A 19,862-nucleotide genomic window follows, 5' to 3' on the forward strand; every position below is an offset into this window, starting at 1 on the left:
GCTGGCTCAGCTCCATGGCGCTTTATTCCTTTGCTCTGGGCTTTTCGTTCATCGAACGCAGACAACAGACCCGGCATCCCGTGTATTACCCATGGCGGTCAGCGAACGACTCTTGCGCTTCTGCCACATGACGCCTTATTCCCCATCTTCGGCGTCCATTTCATCGAACTGGTGGTAGATCAGGGCCGCAGAGAGCACCCCGGGCAACCCCTGAATGGTGTCGATGGCCGCCATGATGGGGCGCTGGCTCGGCCCCTCCAGGGTCACCACCAGCTTGCCCTCCTCGCTGACGGCGTGGATCTCGGCCCCGTCCAGGGTCGCAATCCGCTCTGCCAGGGCGTGGCGCAGATCGGGCTGGGTCAGCACCACCAGGCTGGATACATGGAACTCTTCTCGCGTCATATCACCGTTTTCCAACTTGTTCGTCTCTTGGGTCATCGCGAAGCCTCGCCACGAGACAGACCGATGCTGATGCTGCCCACCGGGCAATCCGCCACGCAGGCCCCGCAGCCGTTGCACGACTCGGCATGGATGCTGGGGGTGGGTACGCGCCCCAGTCGGGGGGAAAAGCGGATGGCCTGCTGCTCGCAGCTGTCCTGACAGCGCTGGCAGAACACCTGGGCCGTAGCCAGACAGCCCGCCTCGATATGGGCCACATACTCCCAGGGTGTCTGGGTTGTCGGCCTGAATACCGGCGCCTGGCAGGCGCTGACGCACTCGGTGCAGAAGGTGCACTCGCCGCGGTGAAAATCCACCGTGGGGAAGCCCCCGTCCCCCTTGATCAGGATCTGCTCCGGGCAGGCCGCCAGACAGTCGCCGCAGCGGGTGCAGCCAGCCACGAACTCGTCCCAGGAGACGGACCAGGGCAACTGGATCCCGGCCTTGGGGGCGCTCAGGCGTCCCCGAAACAGGCCTCTGCGTGACAAGTTGACCCCGTCGGTCATATCGACTCCTCTTTTCGGGGACGGATGCCCCCGCGCGGATCCCGTGACTGGCATTTTCAATACCAATTATAAGCGTGGGTGTATATTGCGGCCCTGACAAGTCAGGGGATATACCACCAGGGAGATAAACAGGGGGGATTTTTGCGCTGGATCAAACCCTTGGCGCAATTAGACACAACAGGGGCAAGGTAAATTACCCCTATGTGAGGATTGATAATTAATCGAAGGTTATTTGAGGTGCACGGCGGCTGTCAGCCGCCGATGGAGGCCAGGTGGGGGGTCATGCCTGCATTGCCTTCATGGAGGCGATGGGTGGCGGCCTTGCCGGTCAGCGCCTGGCGAATACGCCATTGCAGCGCCTCCTGCTGGCTGTCATCGGTGAGCAGATCCCTCAGTTCCACCCCGTTCTCGCCAAAGAGACACAGGTGCAGCTTGCCCTTGGAGGAGACCCGCAGCCGATTGCAACCGGCGCAAAAATCCTTGCTGTAGGGCATGATGAGCCCCACCCCGCCCCTCGAGTCCGGATGCGTGAACACCTGGGCAGGGCCATCATCCAGGCCGCGCAGCTGCTGCACCCAGCCGCTCTCTTGCAGGCGCTGCTTGATGAGTTCACCGCTGGTATGGTGATCGCGAAACAGGGCGTCCATCTCGCCGGTCTGCATCAGTTCGATGAAACGAAGCTCGATGGGTTTGTCGCGGATCCAGGCGAGGAATGTCTCGAGCTGATGATCATTGAGCCCCTTGAGCAGCACGGCGTTGATCTTGACCGACCGAAAACCGGCACTCAGGGCGGCGTCTATCCCCGCCATCACCTCCGCCAGCTTGTTCTCGCCGGTGATCTGGTGGAACTGACGGGGATCCAGGCTGTCGACGCTGACGTTCAGGGCCGTCAGCCCCGCATCGAACCACTCGCGGGCACGCTCCTTGAGGCGATACCCGTTGGTGGTCATGGCCACCTTCTCGATGCCGGGGGTATTGGCCACGGTCTCGATGATGGCCGTGAAGTCGCGGCGCAGGGAGGGCTCGCCTCCGGTCAGACGCACCTTGCGCGTCCCCATGGCGGCAAACCCGGAGACAACGCGACGGATCTCCTCCAGGGAGAGGAAGGACTGGCGCCCCTCACCATCTCCTTTCGGCGGGTGATAGCCGTCCGGCAGACAGTAGGTACAGCGGAAATTGCAGACGTCGGTGACCGACAGACGCAAATAGTAAAAGCGACGGGAAAAACCATCTTCAAGTGGCAACATAAACACCTTTCCAAATACGGGAGGCCAGGGCATTTCTTTCCTGACCCTTTCAGCTCGAACAGCGGCTGACGGCGATCTCCCCCTATCTCAATGACTTAGGCAAAATCGCTCGGAGTTCATCTAGTTTTTCGATGCTAGCACAACTTGGAGTACACTCCCATGCTACTTTGTGGGGTCTTTGTGGGTGAAAAGGGAGCCGGTCGGCATGGGAAAATGGTTCAGAGTGCAGTCGGTCAGCAGCGCCATCGGTCGCTCCATGGTGCTGATCCTGTTCATGGCCAGCCTGATCGCCGTGGTGGCCATGGTCACCCTCTTCTATTCGGTTCCCGATGCCAAGGCCATCAACCTGTCGGGCTCCCTGCGCATGCAGGCCTACCGCATGGCCTATGAAATCGAGAAGGATCAGGTCGTCCTCGGTCGGCTCGCCCAGTTTGAACAGACCCTTCATGCCCCCGAGCTGCAGGAGACCCAGCGCTGGATCACGCCCGCCTCCCTGCGCCGCACCTATGGTGAAGTCCTGCTGCAATGGCAAGTGATGCGCGAACACATCGAGAATGCCACTCCCAGCCGTTATACCGACAATACGGAGCAGTTCGTCGCCGCCATCGATGACTTCGTCAACCAGATGCAGTACCACGTGGAGTTCAAGGTGCGCATGCTGGCCCTGGCAGAGGGGCTAGGGCTGCTCGCCATCATCACCATCGCCTGGTGCACGGTGCGCTTCACCCGCCAGCAGGTGGTAGCGCCCCTCAACCAGCTGGTCTATTGCGCACGCCAGATCCAGCGTCAGGAATTCGATCTCACCCTGCCCCCCCACTGTGAGAACGAGCTGGGAGAGCTGTCGGGGGCCTTCGCGACCATGGCCGACGAGCTTGGCAAACTCTACCGGGAGCTGGAGAGCAAGGTGGAGGAGAAAACGGCCAAGCTGCAACAGGCCAACGACACCCTCTCCTTCCTCTATTCCACCGCCCAGAAACTGCACGCGGCGCCCCTCAGCCGCCGCACCCTGCAAAAGCTGCTGGAGCGGGCCGCCGCCCACCAGCACATCGAGTACATCCGCCTAACCCGCTTCGAGCACAATGCGATGCCGGTCTACATCACAGGTCGCAAGGGGTGGCCGGGGGATCTGGACGCCGTGGTGAGCTTCTACCTGCAGATGGATGACGAGGAGTACGGTCGGCTCGACATGATAAGCGACCACCCCATCGACGAGAGGCTGATGAAGAACTTCTCCATGTTGCTGGCCCAGGTGCTGCACAAGGATCAGACCCTGCTGCAGCACCAGCGCCTGCTGCTGATGGAAGAGCGCGCCGTCATCGCCCGTGAACTGCACGACTCCCTCGCTCAGGCCCTCTCTTACCTGAAGATCCAGGCCACGCTGCTCAAGCGCTCCTTCGCCAAGGGGGACAGGGCCAAGACCGAGGCAGCCATGGAGCAGATCGACGAGGGACTCAGCAATGCCTATACCCAGTTGCGCGAACTGCTCGGCACCTTCCGCCTCAGCATCGGCGATGCCAACCTGGGTGAAGCCATCGCGGTCATGCTCGAGCAGCTCAAACCCCAGACGCACGCCGACATCAGGCTCCAGTACGGACTGACGGACACCGACCTTGAAGCGGGGCAGCACATCCACATCCTGCAGCTGATCCGTGAGGCAGTGCTCAATGCCATCAAGCATGCCAGCGCGCGGCACATTGACGTTAGCTGTGAGACCCTGGCTGATGGTAACATCCAGGTTCAGATTGCAGACGATGGTGTTGGAATAAGGGGCGCAAGCTCGGCGGTGAATCACTACGGTCTCAGCATCATGAATGAACGCGCCAGCAAATTGCGCGGCCAGTTGACCATCAGTGAACCGCCCTCCGGGGGCACCCGCATACACCTGACCTTTCCCACCAGCCTAACAAGAGACGCCTGATGGACGAGATGAAATACAGTGTTCTGGTCGTGGATGACCACCCCCTGATGCGCAAGGGAATTGTGCAACTGCTGGAGTTGGAAGATAACATCGACGTGGTTGGCGAGGCCTCCAACGGCACCGACGCCGTGGCCATGGCCAAAGAGTCCGAACCGGACCTTATCCTGCTCGACCTCAACATGAAGGGGTTGTCAGGTCTCGATACCCTCAAGGCGCTGCGGGCCGAAGAGGTGACTTCCCGCGTGGTGATCCTGACCGTCTCTGACGCCCGCCAGGATGTGGTTGCCCTGCTCAAGGCAGGCGCGGACGGCTATCTGCTCAAGGACACCGAGCCTGACATGCTGCTGGCCCAGCTGGCTGACGTGATGACCGGCAAGCAGATCCTGAGCGAGCCGCTACGTCCCTATCTCGAGAACATCTACGAGCTGGACCACCTGCAGCAGAAGCTGGAGAGCCTGACCCGACGCGAGATGCAGATCATGCGTGAAATCGCCAAGGGGTTGTCCAACAAGCAGGTCGCCTCCGTGCTCCATATCTCCGAGGGAACCGTCAAGGTCCACGTCAAGAGCCTGCTGAAAAAGCTCGAGGCCCAAAGCCGCGTCGAAGCAGCCGTCATGTACCTGGAACAGCGCAACTGAGGTCCCGGCCTCCTGCCAGCAAGGGGTCACCATCCGTGCCTCCTTGCTGGCCCCCTCTCCTTTTCCCCAAATGGCGCGGAACCCGGTGCTCTATTGAGTAGATGGATTATTATTTTCATGACATCGCACGGGAAGGAAACATCGACATGACCTTTGAGCAGATAGAGCTGGTCCAGAAAGCCTGGGGCAGGGTGAGTGCCCTGAACAACAGCTATGTCCAGGAGGTGTATGAAGAGCTGTTCAGATTGTCCCCCGAACTCAGGGCCCTCTTTCCCCCATATCAGGAGCTGCCCGTTGCCAAGGTGTCGGACACCCTGAACACCGTCATCACCAGCCTCTCCCAGCTGGATGCACTGGGTTTCATCATTCGCGATCTCGGCAGGCGTCACCAGCGATTCAACGTTCAACCCCACCAGTTTGCGCTGCTCAAACAGGCGCTGACCCAGGTACTGGCACGGCGTCTCGGCAGTGGTTTTACCCCGGCACTACACAGCACACCGAATTGACCACCTGATCCCCTGGCCTTTGCCCCCAATCGCTGAATGGGTCTGTAACAGGCATTTTGCATGAATCAAATTTGCAATATGCGAAAATAGACTCATTCTGCACACGGGGTATGTTCGGCGCCCTAACACCTCACCTGAATCCCTTTCGCACTACCTTGCTTGCATTCGCGACATCAAATCACAATAGATTGATTTTAAATGGATATTAAAAATAACCACGGGAAATAGCTCACCCCTTCGCCACGCCACCTCTCTCTGGCACGGTCACTGCATTGTCACATTCAGCAATGACTGATTAGGAGGATGGAACATGAAACTTCAACAACTGGCACTGTTCCCCTTGCCGTCCCATATTCTGCCCGGCGGCAAGCTCCCCCTTCGCCTGTTCGAGCCGCGCCACCTGCAGATGCTCAAGGAGTCCTTCCTCGAGGATCGTGGCTTTGGCATCGTGATGGAAGAGACCACCAGCACGGGCACCTGCGGACGGATTCTCCCGGTCGGAACCCGCGTCAAGGTGACTGATTTTTATACCCTCAACGACGGTTTGCTCGGGGTCACCGTGCTCGGCCTTGAACGCTTCTGCATCCACGAGATGGAAACGGATAGCGCAGGCCTCAGGCACGCCCAGGTCGAGCCGTTGCCCAACTGGCCGAGTGCGGATTCTGATGTCAGCGACAACCAGCTGGTCAGCCGATTGAGAGAGGTCTTTGCACAATACCCGGAACTGGATGAGCTCTACCCGGACAAGCAGTTCGACGATGCAGCCTGGCTCTGCCAGCGCTGGCTCGAGATCCTGCCCATGCCGATCTATGAAAAACAGATGTTGATTGCCAAACAGAACAGTGAAGCGGCGCGCCAGTTCTTGCGCCGACTGATCGCACAGTGAGTCAAAGAGTGAGTCAACGGTTAGTTTGCAAAACGCGAATTCTCGGCACTGCATTCTTATAATGAAAAAATGAGAATTGCATTTTGCAATCACGGTAGCGATAAATAACACACAATTCAGCTACAGGCCGCAAATAACAGGTTTTGAAAAGTTGGCACGACTTTTTCATATAAAACCGTACAACCCGATTTATCCCGTGCTCTCTTCAGTATTTGCTGAAGAATTGGTCAACCACCAGGTTGACCATTTTTTTTACCCAAAATCGGCCGACATCACCTGCAATGGCGGAGCAGGCAGCTTCGCAGCCTGGCAAGACTGATGGGTTTGGCCAGAAAATCGTTCATGCCCTGGGCAAGGCAGCGGGCCCTGTCCTCCATCATGGCATTGGCCGTCAACGCGACGATGGGCACCTCGCACCCCATGTCCCGCAGGCGCCGGGTCGCCTCCAGCCCATCCATCTGCGGCATCCGCATATCCATCAGGACAAGGTCCGGCTGCTGCTTCGCCACCTGTGCCAAGGCCTCCAGACCATTGCCTGCCAGCCTCACCCTGCACACCAGCTTCTGCAGCATCAGGGATACCACCAGCTGATTGACCGGACTGTCTTCCACCACCAGCACATCCAGCTCCAGTCTGGCGCACTCTTCACTGCCGGGGGCGGCGGCCGGAGCACAGGGAGAGGCCATCCCGGGCAGCTCGAACCAGAAGCAGCTTCCCAGCCCAGGCGTGCTCTGCACGCAAATGTCTCCCCCCATCAGCTGCACCAGCCGCCTGCAGATGGCCAGTCCGAGCCCCGAGCCGGAGAAGCGGCGGGTTGCCGAACTGTCGACCTGATAGAAGGGTTCGAACAGCAACGCCTGATCCTCGGTGGAGATGCCGATCCCCGTGTCGCTGACCATGACCCCCAGCTTTTCCTCCTCCCAGGTCAACGCCAGACGCACGCTGCCGACGGAGGTGAACTTCACGGCATTGCCAAGCAGGTTGCCTATCACCTGGGAGAGGCGGACGGCATCCCCTTGAAGGCGTTCAGGGAGCGTCTCATCCAGATGCCAATGCAGTGTGATTCCCTTAGCACTGGCTTGTGCCTGCAAGGGCTCCACCAGGGCACGGCACAGCTCGGCTGGCTGAAAGGGTTCACAGTGCAGCGTCAGGGTATGTGACTCTATTTTCGAGAAATCGAGCACGTCGTCGATGATGGTCTGCAACAGATGCGCAGAGTGGGTGGCATGACCGATGAGGGTCTGTTGCGGAGTGTCGAGCCGGCCGTGCTGCAGCAGATCCAGCATCCCCAGCACGGCGTTCATGGGAGAGCGGATCTCGTGGGTCATCATGGCGAGGAACTGGGATTTGGCACGGTTGGCCGTCTCGGCATCGTCCCGCGCCCGCGCCAGCTCCTGCTCGCGGCGGATCTGGCTGCCTATCTCCCGCGCCGTACCCCGATAGCCGAGGAAGCGGCCACCGGCATCATGGCAAGGCTCCGCATTGATCTCCATCCAGCAAGGCCCGCCCGCCAGCATCACCTGGGCCCGCATTCCCCGCACCGGCAGATGGTGGGCGATCAGGTGCCGGTAGTGACTCCAGGCCGGGTCCTGCTTGTCGTGGGCAAAATCATAGAGGCTTCTCCCCGTCTGGCGGGCCAGCACTTCCCCCTGATAGCCAGGGGCAGAGACATAGCTGAGCCTGTGCTGGGGATCGGTCTCCCAGAACCAGTCAGAGGCCATGGCGGCAAAACTGCGAAAACGCTGTTCGCTGGCCTGCAGGGCCAGGGTCTTGAGGTCAACCTGTTCTTGCAGGCGAGCCCGATAGGCGATGTTGACCAGAGCCTGGGAGATGAGCGGGCGACAACGCTGCATCGCCGCCTTGCTCTTGAGATCGAAGGTGCCCGCCACGCTGTGCCGGCAGATGAGCACACCGGAAAACCCCGGTCCCTGCAAGCCTGTCATCATGACGCTGGCCCAGCCCGGCGCCCCTGCCAGCGGCGCCAGCTCAGGCAGTTGGGCGGGATCATAGATGACCAGGGTCTCCCCCTCGATGGCCCTGGAGAAGAGCGGTGTCAGCGACCAGGTCCGGCCCACCTCGTCCGGCTGGGTGCTCAGATGGGTGCTGCCCCTCACGGCCTCCCAGGCGACCACGTCCGCCTGTTCGAATCCGATAAAGGGCTTGAGAGCAAGAATGAGACTCTCCAGTACCTGCTCCAGACTCTGGGCCTGTGCCAGGGTCGCCACCCCGCACAGCAGGGCTTGGGACTCCTCCCGATATCTGGCCTCCCGCTCCCGGCAACGCATCAGCTCCACCAGCGTGGTTTGCAGTTTGTCACCCAGGGTTTCGAGTTCGCTATTGCCTATCATCTTGAATCCAGCACAGTGTCAGCTCTCGAGGAAGATTACGCTCGACACCATGAGGTTGCCGTGTGCCAGCTCACCATGGGGTAATCGTCCCTGTTCACCGAAGGTAAAGGGCGTGATGAAGGGGATCTCACCCAGCCTCTGACTGAATTGACTGACGATGTCCCCCAGCCTGTCCCCCAGTGCCAGCCGACAACCGGCACAAAACACCACCAGGGCGCCAAAGGGGCGCATATTGCTCGCCATGCCATATTCAGGCTCGATATTCACCGCATTCAGGCTGCGCTGCAACAACCCTTCCTGGCTGCTGTACATGAGCAGCAGCCGCTCTCCCAGTCGGGTTTCGGTAAAGAGGCGCAGCCCCTCCCGCGCCGTCACCGCCTCGGGATGGGAGAGCTTGTAGTAGGGCAGGTCATCGAGCATGCCGACCTGACGGGCCAGTGGCGAGAGCGTCGTCTCCCTGAGGATGGGGCCCACCGGCCAGGGCGTCGCACGCTCGGTCCAGCGACCATAGACCCGGGCCGCCGGCTCGTGATCGATGGTCAGCACCTCCCGCCCGTCTATCCCGGTAATGATGCCGCGACACTCGGTGGGTACATAGCCTGAATGAAACTGGAACGCCAGTTGGCAATCGGGGTAAAGCACCGCCAACACGCACCCTTGTGATCCCTCCCCTTCGTCCCAGCACAGCTGCCACTGCCCGGCCACGCCGTCGTCTGCCGCCGACCCGCCGACGACGGGAACGGTCGCGCCAAACTCGGCGTCGATCCCCGCGAGCACAACCTCCTCCAGCCCCGGGCTGGTGTGCAGCAACACGAGCTGCGGCAGCTCTCCCGGTCGGCCACCATCGGCGATGGCGCGGCGCAGCAATGCCCGCACATCCGGTTGATCCCCCATCTGGCCAGCCACGCCATAGGCCCCCTTGTCATCATAAAGGGCGGCGACCGACAGGCTCCAGCCATGCCGACCATGATGGCCATCCTGGGTCAGGATACCGCCGCAGGAGCTGCAACCGATCAGCCGGGTATCGGGAAAACGTGCCTTGAGCGCACGGCGCAGTTCCGCCGCCTCGTGTGCTTGGGTAAAATAGACCAGCAACAGCGATGGAACATGGGATGACTGGGCATGCAACCGCTCTGTAACTTGTTGGGCGGCCAGTGGGGTCGTCTCGGCAAGCGAGTGAGCCGTCAGGAAGTTCAACATCGTCTCCTAGGGGTACGGGATGCTGGCATCAAGCAAAAATCATACCCTTATCAAACAATTACCTGGCCATGGAGACTAGAATGGTGCTCACTGGCCTCCCACGGGATCACTGCATGTGGCAAAAAAATATCAATGACTTCGACCGGGTCGTCGCCATCGGCGGCGGGCACGGTATGGGCCGGGTGCTCTCTTCCCTGTCGTTCTTGGGATCCCGGCTGACGGGCATCGTCACCACCACGGATGATGGCGGCTCCACCGGACGCCTGCGCAAAAGCCAGGAGTGCATCGCCTGGGGGGATCTGCGCAACTGCCTCAACCAGCTGGTGACCACCCCCAGCATCGGTAGCCAGCTGTTCGAGCACCGCTTTACCGGCCGCGGCGAGCTGGCGGGCCACAACCTCGGCAACCTGATGCTGCTGGCCCTCGACAACCTCTGCGTGCGCCCCCTGGATGCCATCCGGCTCATCAGCGACATGCTGGAAATTGAACCCAATCTGCTGCCCATGTCCGAGCATCCCACCGATCTGTGCGCCCACACCGTCTGTGGCGATCAGATCCTGGGAGAGGTCTCCATCGATCAGCTCACCACACCGCCACGGGCCCTGAGCCTGAAACCGGTCGTGCCCGCCACGCGCGAAGCGGTCGAGGCGCTGAGCCAGGCCGACATGATCATCCTGGGGCCGGGCAGCTTCCTCACCTCCATCATGCCTCCTCTGCTGCTGCGCGAGATTGCGGAGGCGATCCGCAGCAGCCGCGCCATCGTCGTGTTCATCAGCAATCTGGTGGACGAAGAGGGTCCGGCAGGCCAGTTGTCACTGTCCAGTCAACATCGTTGGCTGGAAGAGCGGATAGGCAGCGGCCGGATCGATGCCATTCTGGCTCCCGAGGGCCCCCAGGTACCCGAGTTGCAGCACTGCCTCGTTCGGGCCGAGCTGGGTGAAGCGGCCCTCCCCCACCGCCACGACCGCCTCAAGCTGCGTCTGGCACTCGACACCGTGATCCTGAGCAGGCTTGGCGAGCGCGACATGGCGGGCTGATGCCCCTCTGGATCAGTGAAACTGGGCCAGATGGGTGAAGACCTGAGGCAGGGAGTGCTCCAGCTCAGCCAGCAGTCTGCCGGCCTCTTGCTCATCTTCCCGGCGACAGGCGGACTCCAGATCCATCACCTGCTGATAGCTGGGTTTGGCGCCATAGCTGCCACAGGACGATTTCATGCTGTGGGCAAGACGCGCCAGGGCTGACCAGTCCCGCTGCTCAAAAAGCGGTCTTAATTGGGCCAACTGCTCGCCTACCTCTTCGACAAACACCGAGATGACGACCGGCATCATCTCGTGACCGATGTCATCTGCCAGTTGTCGCAGCACTTTCTGATCCAGCCACTCCATCTTCTCTTCCCTATGATGGTATTCAAACAGACCACAATATAGCGGACCCACAGCCCCGCTGTCACCCGCCCTTCGGGCATGCCCGTATCGCTCCGGATGCTCTTGGGACACCAGAATGTGAGCAGCTTCAAGTTATCGGTATGTCAGTCAGAATGGAGAGAGATAAAGGTTGTCACAAAATTAACATTAAAGTAACAATGCAACCCATGAGAATGATGCGGCTCAGCAACACCTCTCTCATCCCTTTTTGCCTGTATGGCTGCTGCGAAGAACCAGGGTAGACATCTACCCTGGTATTTTTTATTTCTGGTTCAACAAGTTGGCTGCATTGCCATATTCCAGCTCGCCCAGCCTGAACAGGCAGAACTCCCCGGGCACCATCTTCACCCAATTCTCGTTGCCGGTGAGCGGCCGGGTGGCGATCAGGGTCACCACATCGTTCGGCGTGGTTTCACTCTGAAAGTCGATGGCCACATCCTCATCCAGCAGACGGGCTTCGCCAAAGGGAGCCCTGCGCGTCAACCAGTAAAGGTTGTTGCTGCAATAGGTCATCACGAACTCTCCGTCCGACAGCAGCATGTTGAACACCCCGAGCCCGCGCAGCTCGTCGCACAGGGTCGCGAGGTAGCGGAACATGGCGGGGAAATTTGCCGGCCGTTTGGGGTACTTGTGCTCCAGCCTGTCGAGCAGCCAGCAGAAGGCGTGCTCGCTGTCGGTGTCGCCTACCGGGCGGTGCCGCCCCGTGGGCAGCCTCTTGTAACCGGTCAACTGGCCATTGTGGGCAAAGGTCCAGTAACGGCCCCACAGTTCGCGGGTAAAGGGGTGGGTGTTTTCCAGGGAGACACACCCCCGGTTCGCCTGCCGGATATGGCTGACCACGGCACGGCTCTTGATGGGCAGTGCCTGGACCAGCTTGGCGATGGGAGACTGGGCACTGGGTTCGGGATCCTTGAAGGTGCGAAAACCCCGCCCCTCATAGAAGGTGATCCCCCAGCCATCCTTGTGGGGACCTGTCTTGCCTCCCCGCAGCATCAGCCCGGTAAAGCTGAAGCAGATGTCGGTCGGCACATTGGCACTCATGCCGAGCAGTTCGCACATATACCATCCACTCCCTGAATGTCTTGACTCTGGTTTCGTCAATCAACCGTCACGGCTGGACGAGAGGGCCGGTATGGTCACCCATCCCCCCTCTCAATCCCGGATCGTTGATTACTTGGCCATCTCTTTTTCAACCAGCTGGATCAGGATGTGGATCACCTTGATGTGCACTTCCTGGATGCGGTCGGCATAACCGAAGTGCGGCACACGGATCTCCACATCGGCCAGACCAGCCATCTTGCCGCCGTCCTTGCCGGTCAGGGCAATCACCTTCATCCCTTTGGCACGGGCCGCCTCGATGGCTTTGAGGATGTTGCCGGAGTTGCCGCTGGTGGAGATGCCGAGCAGCACGTCACCACGGCGGCCGACGGCCTCCACATAGCGGGAGAAGACATAGTCATAGCCAAAGTCGTTGGAGACGCAGGAGAGGTGGCTGGGATCGGAGATGGCGATGCCGGCATAGCCTGGGCGGTTCTCGCGATAACGACCGGTCAGCTCTTCGGCAAAGTGCATGGCATCGCAGTGGGAGCCGCCGTTGCCGCAGGAGAGTACCTTGCCTTCCTGCTTGAAGGAGTCGGCGAGCAGCCTGGCCGCCGCCTCGATGTTTTTCAGATTTTGCTCATCTGCCAGGAACGCCTGAAGCACGCTGGCAGCCTCGGTCAACTCGTTGCGGATCAGTTCTTGGTACATGGTTCTTGAAATCTCGTCGTCCAACATAGGGTGGCGGCATTGTCGCACAAGCCAGTCCAATCGTCGCCCCCCGCCCGCCAAGATGGGGCGGGCAGCGCGTTATGGAGATCACAGAGCCAAGGTAACAGGCTTGTAAACAGCTTGATAAGTTTGTGCGTATGAATTACAACAGGGGCCATATCCAACAGGTCAGACCTCTGGATCAGTTAACGCCAATTTCCCAACCTCGGCAATTCATGCAAGGAGCAAACAATGACGACGACCCTCACTCTGCTCGGGGTGATCCTGGTGATCGGCGCCATGGCCTATCGCCGTGCGTCCCTGTTCACCGCCACGCTTGCCACGGCCGCCGCCCTGGTCGCCGGCACCTTCTATGGCCATGTACCCCTGCTGGTGTGGGCGCTGTTCGCGGTGATAGCCCTGCCCCTCAATCTGGTGGAGTTTCGCCGTAACCAGCTGACCAAGCCGCTGTTCAAGATCTACAAGTCCATCATGCCGGAGATGTCCCGAACCGAGAAGGAAGCAATCGAAGCGGGGACGACCTGGTGGGAAGCGGATCTGTTTGCCGGCAACCCTGACTGGAAGAAGCTGCACGCCATTCCGGTGAGCACCCTCAGCGCCGAGGAGCAGGCCTTCATGGACGGCCCGGTTGAAGAAGTGTGCCGCATGGTCAACGACTGGGAAGTGACCCACGAGCGTGCCGATCTCTCTCCCGAGGTGTGGCAATACCTGAAGGACAACAAGTTCTTCGCCATGATCATCAAGAAGAAATATGGCGGGCTGGAGTTCTCCGCCTACGCCCAGTCCTGCGTGCTGCAAAAGCTGTGCGGCGCCAGCGCCGTGCTCGCCTCCACCGTCGGCGTTCCCAACTCCTTAGGGCCGGGTGAGCTGCTGCAACACTACGGTACTGACGAGCAGAAGGATTACTACCTGCCCCGTCTGGCTGTCGGCAAGGAGATCCCCTGTTTCGCCCTGACCAGCCCGGAAGCGGGTTCTGATGCGGGCTCGATTCCCGACTTCGGCATCGTCTGCAAAGGCGAGTGGGAAGGGGAAGAGGTGCTCGGCATGCGCCTGACCTGGAACAAGCGCTACATTACCCTGGCTCCCATCGCCACCGTACTCGGCCTCGCCTTCAAGCTGCGTGACCCTGACCACCTGCTGGGTGAGGAAGAAGAGCTCGGCATTACCTGCGCCCTCATTCCGACCCACATCAAGGGGGTCGACATCGGCCGTCGCCACTTCCCGCTCAACGTGCCGTTCCAGAACGGCCCGACCCGCGGCAAGGACGTGTTTGTACCGCTCGACTTCATCATCGGCGGTCCGGCCATGGCCGGTCAGGGCTGGCGCATGCTGGTGGAGTGTCTCTCCGTCGGCCGCGGCATCACCCTGCCCTCCAACAGCACGGGCGGCGTCAAGATGCTGGCCCTGGCCACCGGAGCCTACAGCCGCATCCGTCGCCAGTTCAAGCTGCCGATAGGCAAGATGGAAGGGATTGAAGAGCCGCTGGCACGCCTGGGTGGCAACGCCTACATCATGGGCGCCGCCGCCAAACTGACGGTCACCGGCATCGATCTCGGTGAAAAACCCTCGGTCATCTCCGCCATCGTCAAGTACCACCTCACCGACCGCGCCCAGAAGTGCATCATTGATGCCATGGATATCCATGGCGGCAAGGCCATCTGCATGGGGCCGAACAACTATCTGGCCCGTGGCTATCAGGGGGCGCCCATCGCCGTGACCGTCGAAGGAGCCAATATCCTGACCCGCAGCATGATCATTTACGGTCAGGGAGCCATCCGTTGCCACCCCTACGTGTTGCCGGAGATGCTGGCAGCCAGCCACCCCGACAAAGAGCAGGCGCTGAAAGATTTCGACAAGGCGATGTTCAGCCACGTGGGCTTTGCCATCAGCAACCTGGTGCGCAGCTTCTGGCTGGGGCTGACCAGTGCCCGCTTCGCCGCCGCGCCCTACAAGGATCAGACCAAGGGCTACTATCAGCAACTATCCCGCCTCTCCGCCAACCTGGCCTTCCTGTCAGACATGGCGATGGGCACCCTGGGTGGCGAGCTCAAGCGCAAAGAGCGGGTCTCTGCCCGCCTTGGCGATGTGCTGAGCCAGCTCTATCTGGCCTCCAGCGCCCTCAAGCGCTATCAGGATGAAGGACGCCAGCAGGCCGACCTGCCGCTGCTGCACTGGGCACTGCAAGACGCCCTGTTCAAGGCTCAGGAAGCGATCGACGAGTTGCTGCGCAACTTCCCGAACCGCTGGATTGGTCTGGCCCTGCGCGCCATCGTGCTGCCCCTTGGTCGCGACCTGAAGCGTCCCTCCGACAAGCTCGACAGCCAGGTGGCCCGCCTGCTCCAGGTGCCAAGTGCCACTCGCAGCCGTCTGGCCGAGGGCCAATATCTGACGCGCGAGGAGGGCAACCCCTTCGGGCTGCTGGAACAGGCGCTGGACGATGTGCTGACCGCAGAGCCGCTGTTTGACAAGGTGTGCAAAGCCGAAGGGAGCAAACGCCCCTTCACCCAGCTCGACAAGGTGGCAGAGGCGGGCCTGAGCCTCGGTGTCATCAACCAGGCCGAAGCGGACCTGCTGCGGCGCGCCGAGGAGAGTCGCCTTCGCACCATCAACGTCGATGACTTCGATCCCGTCGACCTGGTGGCCAACAAGGCACTGTTTGAAGCCTCCGCCTATCACAGGGCAGCTTGATGCCTCTGATGCCAGAACGCCTCCCTTGTGGAGGCGTTTTTCATGAAAGGGCTGGTGGATGGCATTCGATACGAAGAAAGAGAAACCGACTGGATCATATTTTGGATATCAATCCGTTTCCTATATTGAATGAAGCGGTTAAGGTAAGCACAGGATCACACACAGGATTGCATAATGGATGATCAAATCCTGATTATTGATGATGAAGATCTTCCCCAATCAGCACCGCGTCCCGCCGGCTGGAAGGTGATGATAGTGGACGATGAACCCGAAGTGCATCGCATCACCAAAATCACCCTGAACAAGTTTGAATTCGACGGCAAGCCGATCGATTTTCTGCACGCCTACTCTGCGGCTGAAGCCAAAGCCTTGCTCGCCCTCACCCCGGATGTCGCCCTGCTGCTGCTCGACGTCGTCATGGAGGTCGACCATGCCGGTCTCGAGGTGGTCAAGTTCGTGCGCGACGAGCTGCAAAACAAGATGGTGCGCATCGTGCTGCGAACCGGTCAGCCCGGCCAGGCCCCGGAAGATGACGTGGTGACAAACTACGACATCAACGACTACAAAGACAAGACCGAGCTCACCTCCCAGAAACTGCGCACCCTGCTGCGCGCCAGCCTGCGCTCTTACCGGGACATCCGAACCCTTGAGAGCAATCGACAGGGCTGGAGAAGGTCATCGAGGCGTCCAAGGGGATCTTCGAGCAGCGTGCCCTGCGCCAGTTCGTCGAAGGAGCCCAGACCCAGCTCAGCGCCCTGCTCAATCTGGAAGAGTCCCAGATTTACGATGTGAAGCACTTGGCGTATGAGGTGCGGGATCAGGTGCTCGAGCCTCTGCTCAGCGATGGTCCCATGCTGCGCCTCGTCGATGCGCCGGAAATCCTGCGCTGTGCCATGGCCAAGGGAGCCAATGTCTACGATGGCAACCAGATGGTGCTCTATTGCCAGAATGCCCGTCATCACCTGCTGTTCCACATCGAGACCACTCGCCCGCTCAGCCAGATGGATACCGGGCTGCTGAGCCTGTTCACCGAAAACATCATAGTGGCGCTGGAGAATATCCGGCTCAACGAGGTGATCGGTGACAACCAGCGAGAGATCATCTATCGCATCGGCGAACTGGTGGAGAGCCGCTCGAAGGAGTCCGGCTTGCACGTCAAGCGGGTGGCCCTCTACACCGAACTGTTCTGCAAGCTGCTCGGCATGAATGAGGACAGGTGCGAGCTCATCAAACGGGCCTCTCCCCTGCACGACATCGGCAAGGTGGGGATCCCGGACGCCATCTTGCACAAACCTGGCAAACTCACTCCCGAGGAGTGGGAGATCATGAAAACCCACGCCCAGCTTGGGCAGGACATGCTCTCCGGCAGTGACCTGGCCCTGTTCCAGATAGGCGCCACCATCGCGGGCAACCATCACGAGAAGTGGAATGGCAGCGGCTATCCCCGCGGGTTGAAGGGAGAGGACATTCCGCTGGAAGGACGCATCGTCGCCCTGGCGGATGTGTTCGATGCTCTGGGCTCCGATCGTTGCTACAAGCAGGCCTGGCCGCTGGATCAGGTGCTGGCGCTGATCAAGGAGGAGAAAGGAGAGCACTTCGACCCCCTCCTGGTGGACCTGATGCTGGCCAATCTGGAGAAGTTCCTCGATATTCGCGAGCAGTACAAAGACATCTATATCGGCGCTCACTGATATCGGATGCACCCCATCCACTTGCCACCATGAAGAAGCCGCCCATTGGGCGGCTTCTTTGCAATGTGCGCGGAATTATTGCTCCGGCAGATTGAGATCCAGTTTGGGGGTTGCTGGCGTCTCTTCAAGTTGCGCCTTCTGCGCCGCCATCGCCTTGTGCAGAGTGCGGCGCTTTTGCAGCAGAATGAAACCACCCGCCCCCAGCAAGAGCAGCAACACGCCACCTCCCCCCAGCGCCCAGGGCAGCCAGACCGGACTCTCCCGCTCCTCGAACCGGTCGGGGGTGGCGGCGGATGCGGGCATGGCCGCAGAGGGTGCGGGAGGGGGGGGAGGCGTTGCTATGGTGAACGACTTGGCCGGCAATTGCAGTTGCACCTCGCGACCGAGCCGGGTTGTTCCAAAGAGGGTGGCCTCCACCTTGTACTGCCCTGCCGCCTTGAGGGCGGAGAGATCCACGCCAAAACGCGGTGCTGTCGCCACCTCGTTGAACGTCATGCTACTGCCGCCGCCGTCGATGGCCTTGCCCTGGATGACCACGGAGGCGGGATCCAGTTCATCCACATCGATGACCAGAGAGAGCTTGGCTCCCCCCTCCCCGGAGGGGGGATTCAGGGAATAGCTGACCGGCCAGGGGTAGAGCAGCACCTGCTGTGACTGGGCTCGTGAGAAGACCTCATTGCCGGTGCTGAAGAGGGCTCGGTATTTTCCCGCAGGGACGTCCAGTACCGCCTCGGCGGTCAAGATACCGTCCCCCGGCACTTCGTCCACCCCCTTGCCATCATCCATGTAGCGTCCCAGGGTCTCCTCGAACACGGGATCGCTACTCTGGCTGGCATCGTTGAACTGCTGCAGCTTGACGGTCATGCCCAGATCGGTGAGGTAGTAACCCGCCCCAGGCGCCGCGCCATCGATCAGCAGACGGGATTGCAGTTTGACACGCTCACCCTGATAGAGGCGGGCCGGCAGCGGCTCGCTCTCGACCTGGATGTCGGTGAGCAGGCGCACCCGATTGTCGGGGTCCACCTCTCCGATCGCCTGCCAGGGGCCGGGTATGGGGTCGCGGATGGTGATGAGATCCTGATCCTTGAGGGGCAACCAGCCCACGTCGGGCGGCTTGACCTTGCCCACATAGAGCTTGCTGCCATCGGGCCGCACCAAGATCACCGAAGGCGTCCCCGGCTTGCGCTTGATGATGAAGGTGATCTCCTTCACGCCGTAATCGATGCGAAAGCGGTTGTCGAGCAGAGGAATGTCGGAAGGCGCAAACACCTCGTTGGCCGCGGCCGGGAGGGAGGCCAGCAGCAGCAGCCCCCAAAGCGATCTCATTGCCGCCACAGGCAGGCACCTCCTTTTTTCTGTACCAGATCCAGCCTCGCTTCATGGACAGCCGCCACCTCGTCGCTCGCGCGAACCACCCTGAGCGGCGGGCGATTGCTCTCCAGACGACGAATGCCGGTATCCTGGCTGGTCTCGCTCTCGCTGGTTTCGCTCGCCAGATTGAGTTTGGTCTGGCCACCCGTCATCAGGAGGTAGACGTCCGCCAGGATCTCCGCATCAAGCAAGGCGCCGTGCAGGGTACGGTGAGAGTTGTCGATGCCGTAGCGATCGCACAACACGTCCAGGTTGTTGCGCTTGCCCGGGAAGAGATCCCGCGCCATCGCCAGGGTATCCGTGATGCCGCAGATATCCGCCGTCTTGAAGTTCAGACCGAGCTTGCTGAACTCATAGTCCATGAAGCTCACGTCAAAGGGGGCGTTGTGGGCGATGAGCTCGGCGCCGCGAATGAACTCGATGAAATCGTCCGCTATCTGGTTGAAAGAGGGCTTGTCAGCCAGGAAAGCATCCGTGATGCCGTGCACGGCGATGGCCTCGGGGTCCACCAGCCGATCCGGCTTGATGTAGACGTGGAAATGGTTGCCGGTGAGTTTGCGGTTGATCACCTCCACACAGCCGATCTCGATGATGCGGTGCCCAAGATAGACAGGGCCGCCCGCGGTGTTCATGCCGGTGGTTTCGGTATCCAGAATGATCTGGCGATTCAGTTGGGGTGTGCTCATGATCAAATCCATGTCAAACTTCGGTTTTACTCGCTAGTTTACCCCAAGCCTCTCGCTAAAACAGATTGATTGCTCATGTTGAAACAGATTGATTTATTCACGGATGGCTCCTGCTTAGGCAACCCGGGCCCCGGCGGCTATGGTGCCGTCATGGTCTATGGCAAGCATCGCAAGGAGATCTCCGCAGGTTTTCGATTGACCACCAATAACCGGATGGAGCTGATGGCCGCCATCATGGGGCTGCGGACCCTGAACGAACCCTGCCAGGTGCGGCTTACCACCGACAGCCAGTATGTGCGCCAGGGGATCACCCAATGGATCATCGGCTGGAAGAAGAAGGGCTGGATGACCGCCAACCGTCAGCCGGTCAAGAACGTCGATCTCTGGCAGGCCCTGGATGCGGAAGTGGCCCGTCACCAGATCGAATGGCTCTGGGTGAAAGGACACTCGGGCCACCCGGAAAACGAACGCTGTGACGAGCTTGCCCGTGAGGCCGCCAGCGGCAAGCAGCTTGCCGAAGACAGCGGCTACCAGCCCTGATGCCC

General features: G+C 60.5%; 17 protein-coding genes, 1 pseudogene and 1 riboswitch. Of the genes and pseudogenes, 8 read left to right on the top strand and 10 right to left on the bottom strand.

From position 1 onward, the window contains the following. Positions 1-135 precede the first annotated feature (135 nt). From C3418_RS07995 to moaA, 3 genes are all read right to left on the bottom strand, one after another. Entirely contained in the window at positions 136-438 is a 303-nt protein-coding gene (locus C3418_RS07995) for a chaperone NapD (RefSeq protein ID WP_010674154.1), read from the bottom strand. Then, positions 435-944, bottom strand: a complete 510-nt coding sequence (gene napF, locus C3418_RS08000) for a ferredoxin-type protein NapF (RefSeq protein WP_010674153.1) — start codon at positions 942-944, stop codon at positions 435-437. Before napF ends, C3418_RS07995 begins: the two co-directional genes overlap by 4 nt. A gap of 251 nt (positions 945-1,195) precedes the next feature. Beyond that, positions 1,196-2,191 (bottom strand): GTP 3',8-cyclase MoaA, encoded by a 996-nt coding sequence (gene moaA / locus C3418_RS08005; protein WP_103858285.1) that lies wholly within the window; start codon positions 2,189-2,191, stop codon positions 1,196-1,198. Further along, positions 2,179-2,318: riboswitch (molybdenum cofactor riboswitch) on the bottom strand. Its footprint overlaps the gene before it by 13 nt. Positions 2,319-2,396: 78 nt before the next feature. Between moaA and narQ the strand changes: the two genes are divergently transcribed. The 4 genes from narQ to C3418_RS08025 all read left to right on the top strand — a co-directional run bounded on the left by narQ (position 2,397) and on the right by C3418_RS08025 (position 6,139). Next, a complete protein-coding gene (gene narQ, locus C3418_RS08010; RefSeq protein ID WP_041215515.1) occupies positions 2,397-4,109 on the top strand; it encodes a nitrate/nitrite two-component system sensor histidine kinase NarQ in 1,713 nt (570 codons plus the stop codon). After that, positions 4,109-4,747 carry a two-component system response regulator NarL gene (gene narL, locus C3418_RS08015; RefSeq protein WP_039038841.1) on the top strand — a complete coding sequence of 213 codons (639 nt, stop codon included), beginning with the start codon at positions 4,109-4,111 and terminating at the stop codon, positions 4,745-4,747. Before narQ ends, narL begins: the two co-directional genes overlap by 1 nt. Positions 4,748-4,893: 146 nt before the next feature. Then, positions 4,894-5,253 carry a globin domain-containing protein gene (locus tag C3418_RS08020; RefSeq protein WP_010674149.1) on the top strand — a complete coding sequence of 120 codons (360 nt, stop codon included), beginning with the start codon at positions 4,894-4,896 and terminating at the stop codon, positions 5,251-5,253. 310 nt (positions 5,254-5,563) lie between these two features. Further along, positions 5,564-6,139, top strand: a complete 576-nt coding sequence (locus tag C3418_RS08025; RefSeq protein ID WP_010674148.1) for an LON peptidase substrate-binding domain-containing protein — start codon at positions 5,564-5,566, stop codon at positions 6,137-6,139. 272 nt (positions 6,140-6,411) lie between these two features. On the opposite strand, the gene C3418_RS08030 is transcribed toward C3418_RS08025, so the two are convergent. Together C3418_RS08030 and C3418_RS08035 are read right to left on the bottom strand one after the other, a co-directional pair. Beyond that, on the bottom strand, positions 6,412-8,487 hold the full coding sequence (locus C3418_RS08030) for an ATP-binding protein (RefSeq protein WP_010674147.1): 2,076 nt from the start codon (positions 8,485-8,487) through the stop codon (positions 6,412-6,414). A gap of 18 nt (positions 8,488-8,505) precedes the next feature. Beyond that, positions 8,506-9,687: an FIST signal transduction protein gene (locus tag C3418_RS08035; RefSeq protein ID WP_041201554.1), complete on the bottom strand. Its 1,182-nt coding sequence runs from the start codon at positions 9,685-9,687 to the stop codon at positions 8,506-8,508. Positions 9,688-9,800: 113 nt separating this feature from the next. Here C3418_RS08035 and yvcK point away from each other — a divergent pair, with 113 nt between their 5' ends. Continuing rightward, positions 9,801-10,724, top strand: coding sequence for a uridine diphosphate-N-acetylglucosamine-binding protein YvcK (gene yvcK / locus C3418_RS08040; RefSeq protein WP_029314269.1), 924 nt, complete (start codon positions 9,801-9,803; stop codon positions 10,722-10,724). A gap of 12 nt (positions 10,725-10,736) precedes the next feature. Here yvcK and C3418_RS08045 read toward each other — a convergent pair whose 3' ends face one another. The 3 genes from C3418_RS08045 to lpcA all read right to left on the bottom strand — a co-directional run bounded on the left by C3418_RS08045 (position 10,737) and on the right by lpcA (position 12,860). Further along, a complete protein-coding gene (locus tag C3418_RS08045; RefSeq protein WP_010674144.1) occupies positions 10,737-11,072 on the bottom strand; it encodes an Hpt domain-containing protein in 336 nt (111 codons plus the stop codon). Between the two features lie 300 nt (positions 11,073-11,372). Further along, a complete protein-coding gene (locus tag C3418_RS08050; RefSeq protein WP_010674143.1) occupies positions 11,373-12,170 on the bottom strand; it encodes a class II glutamine amidotransferase in 798 nt (265 codons plus the stop codon). A 111-nt stretch (positions 12,171-12,281) separates the two neighbouring features. Continuing rightward, on the bottom strand, positions 12,282-12,860 hold the full coding sequence (gene lpcA / locus C3418_RS08055; protein ID WP_010674142.1) for a D-sedoheptulose 7-phosphate isomerase: 579 nt from the start codon (positions 12,858-12,860) through the stop codon (positions 12,282-12,284). Between the two features lie 252 nt (positions 12,861-13,112). Here lpcA and fadE point away from each other — a divergent pair, with 252 nt between their 5' ends. Continuing rightward, a complete protein-coding gene (gene fadE / locus C3418_RS08060) occupies positions 13,113-15,569 on the top strand; it encodes an acyl-CoA dehydrogenase FadE (protein WP_010674141.1) in 2,457 nt (818 codons plus the stop codon). A gap of 174 nt (positions 15,570-15,743) precedes the next feature. Further along, positions 15,744-17,260 (top strand): annotated as a pseudogene (locus C3418_RS08065) (HD domain-containing phosphohydrolase). Between the two features lie 75 nt (positions 17,261-17,335). Here the strand turns inward: C3418_RS08065 and C3418_RS08070 are convergent. Together C3418_RS08070 and dnaQ are read right to left on the bottom strand one after the other, a co-directional pair. Further along, positions 17,336-18,586, bottom strand: a complete 1,251-nt coding sequence (locus C3418_RS08070) for a TIGR03503 family protein (RefSeq protein WP_010674140.1) — start codon at positions 18,584-18,586, stop codon at positions 17,336-17,338. Beyond that, positions 18,583-19,317, bottom strand: coding sequence for a DNA polymerase III subunit epsilon (dnaQ, locus tag C3418_RS08075; RefSeq protein ID WP_010674139.1), 735 nt, complete (start codon positions 19,315-19,317; stop codon positions 18,583-18,585). The genes C3418_RS08070 and dnaQ overlap by 4 nt, the downstream gene beginning before the upstream one ends. Positions 19,318-19,392: 75 nt before the next feature. Between dnaQ and rnhA the strand changes: the two genes are divergently transcribed. After that, positions 19,393-19,857 (top strand): ribonuclease HI, encoded by a 465-nt coding sequence (gene rnhA / locus C3418_RS08080; RefSeq protein WP_010674138.1) that lies wholly within the window; start codon positions 19,393-19,395, stop codon positions 19,855-19,857. The last annotated feature ends 5 nt before the right edge of the window (positions 19,858-19,862 follow it).

The sequence above is a fragment of the Aeromonas sp. ASNIH8 genome, from assembly GCF_002919855.1.
GTDB lineage: Bacteria > Pseudomonadota > Gammaproteobacteria > Enterobacterales > Aeromonadaceae > Aeromonas > Aeromonas caviae.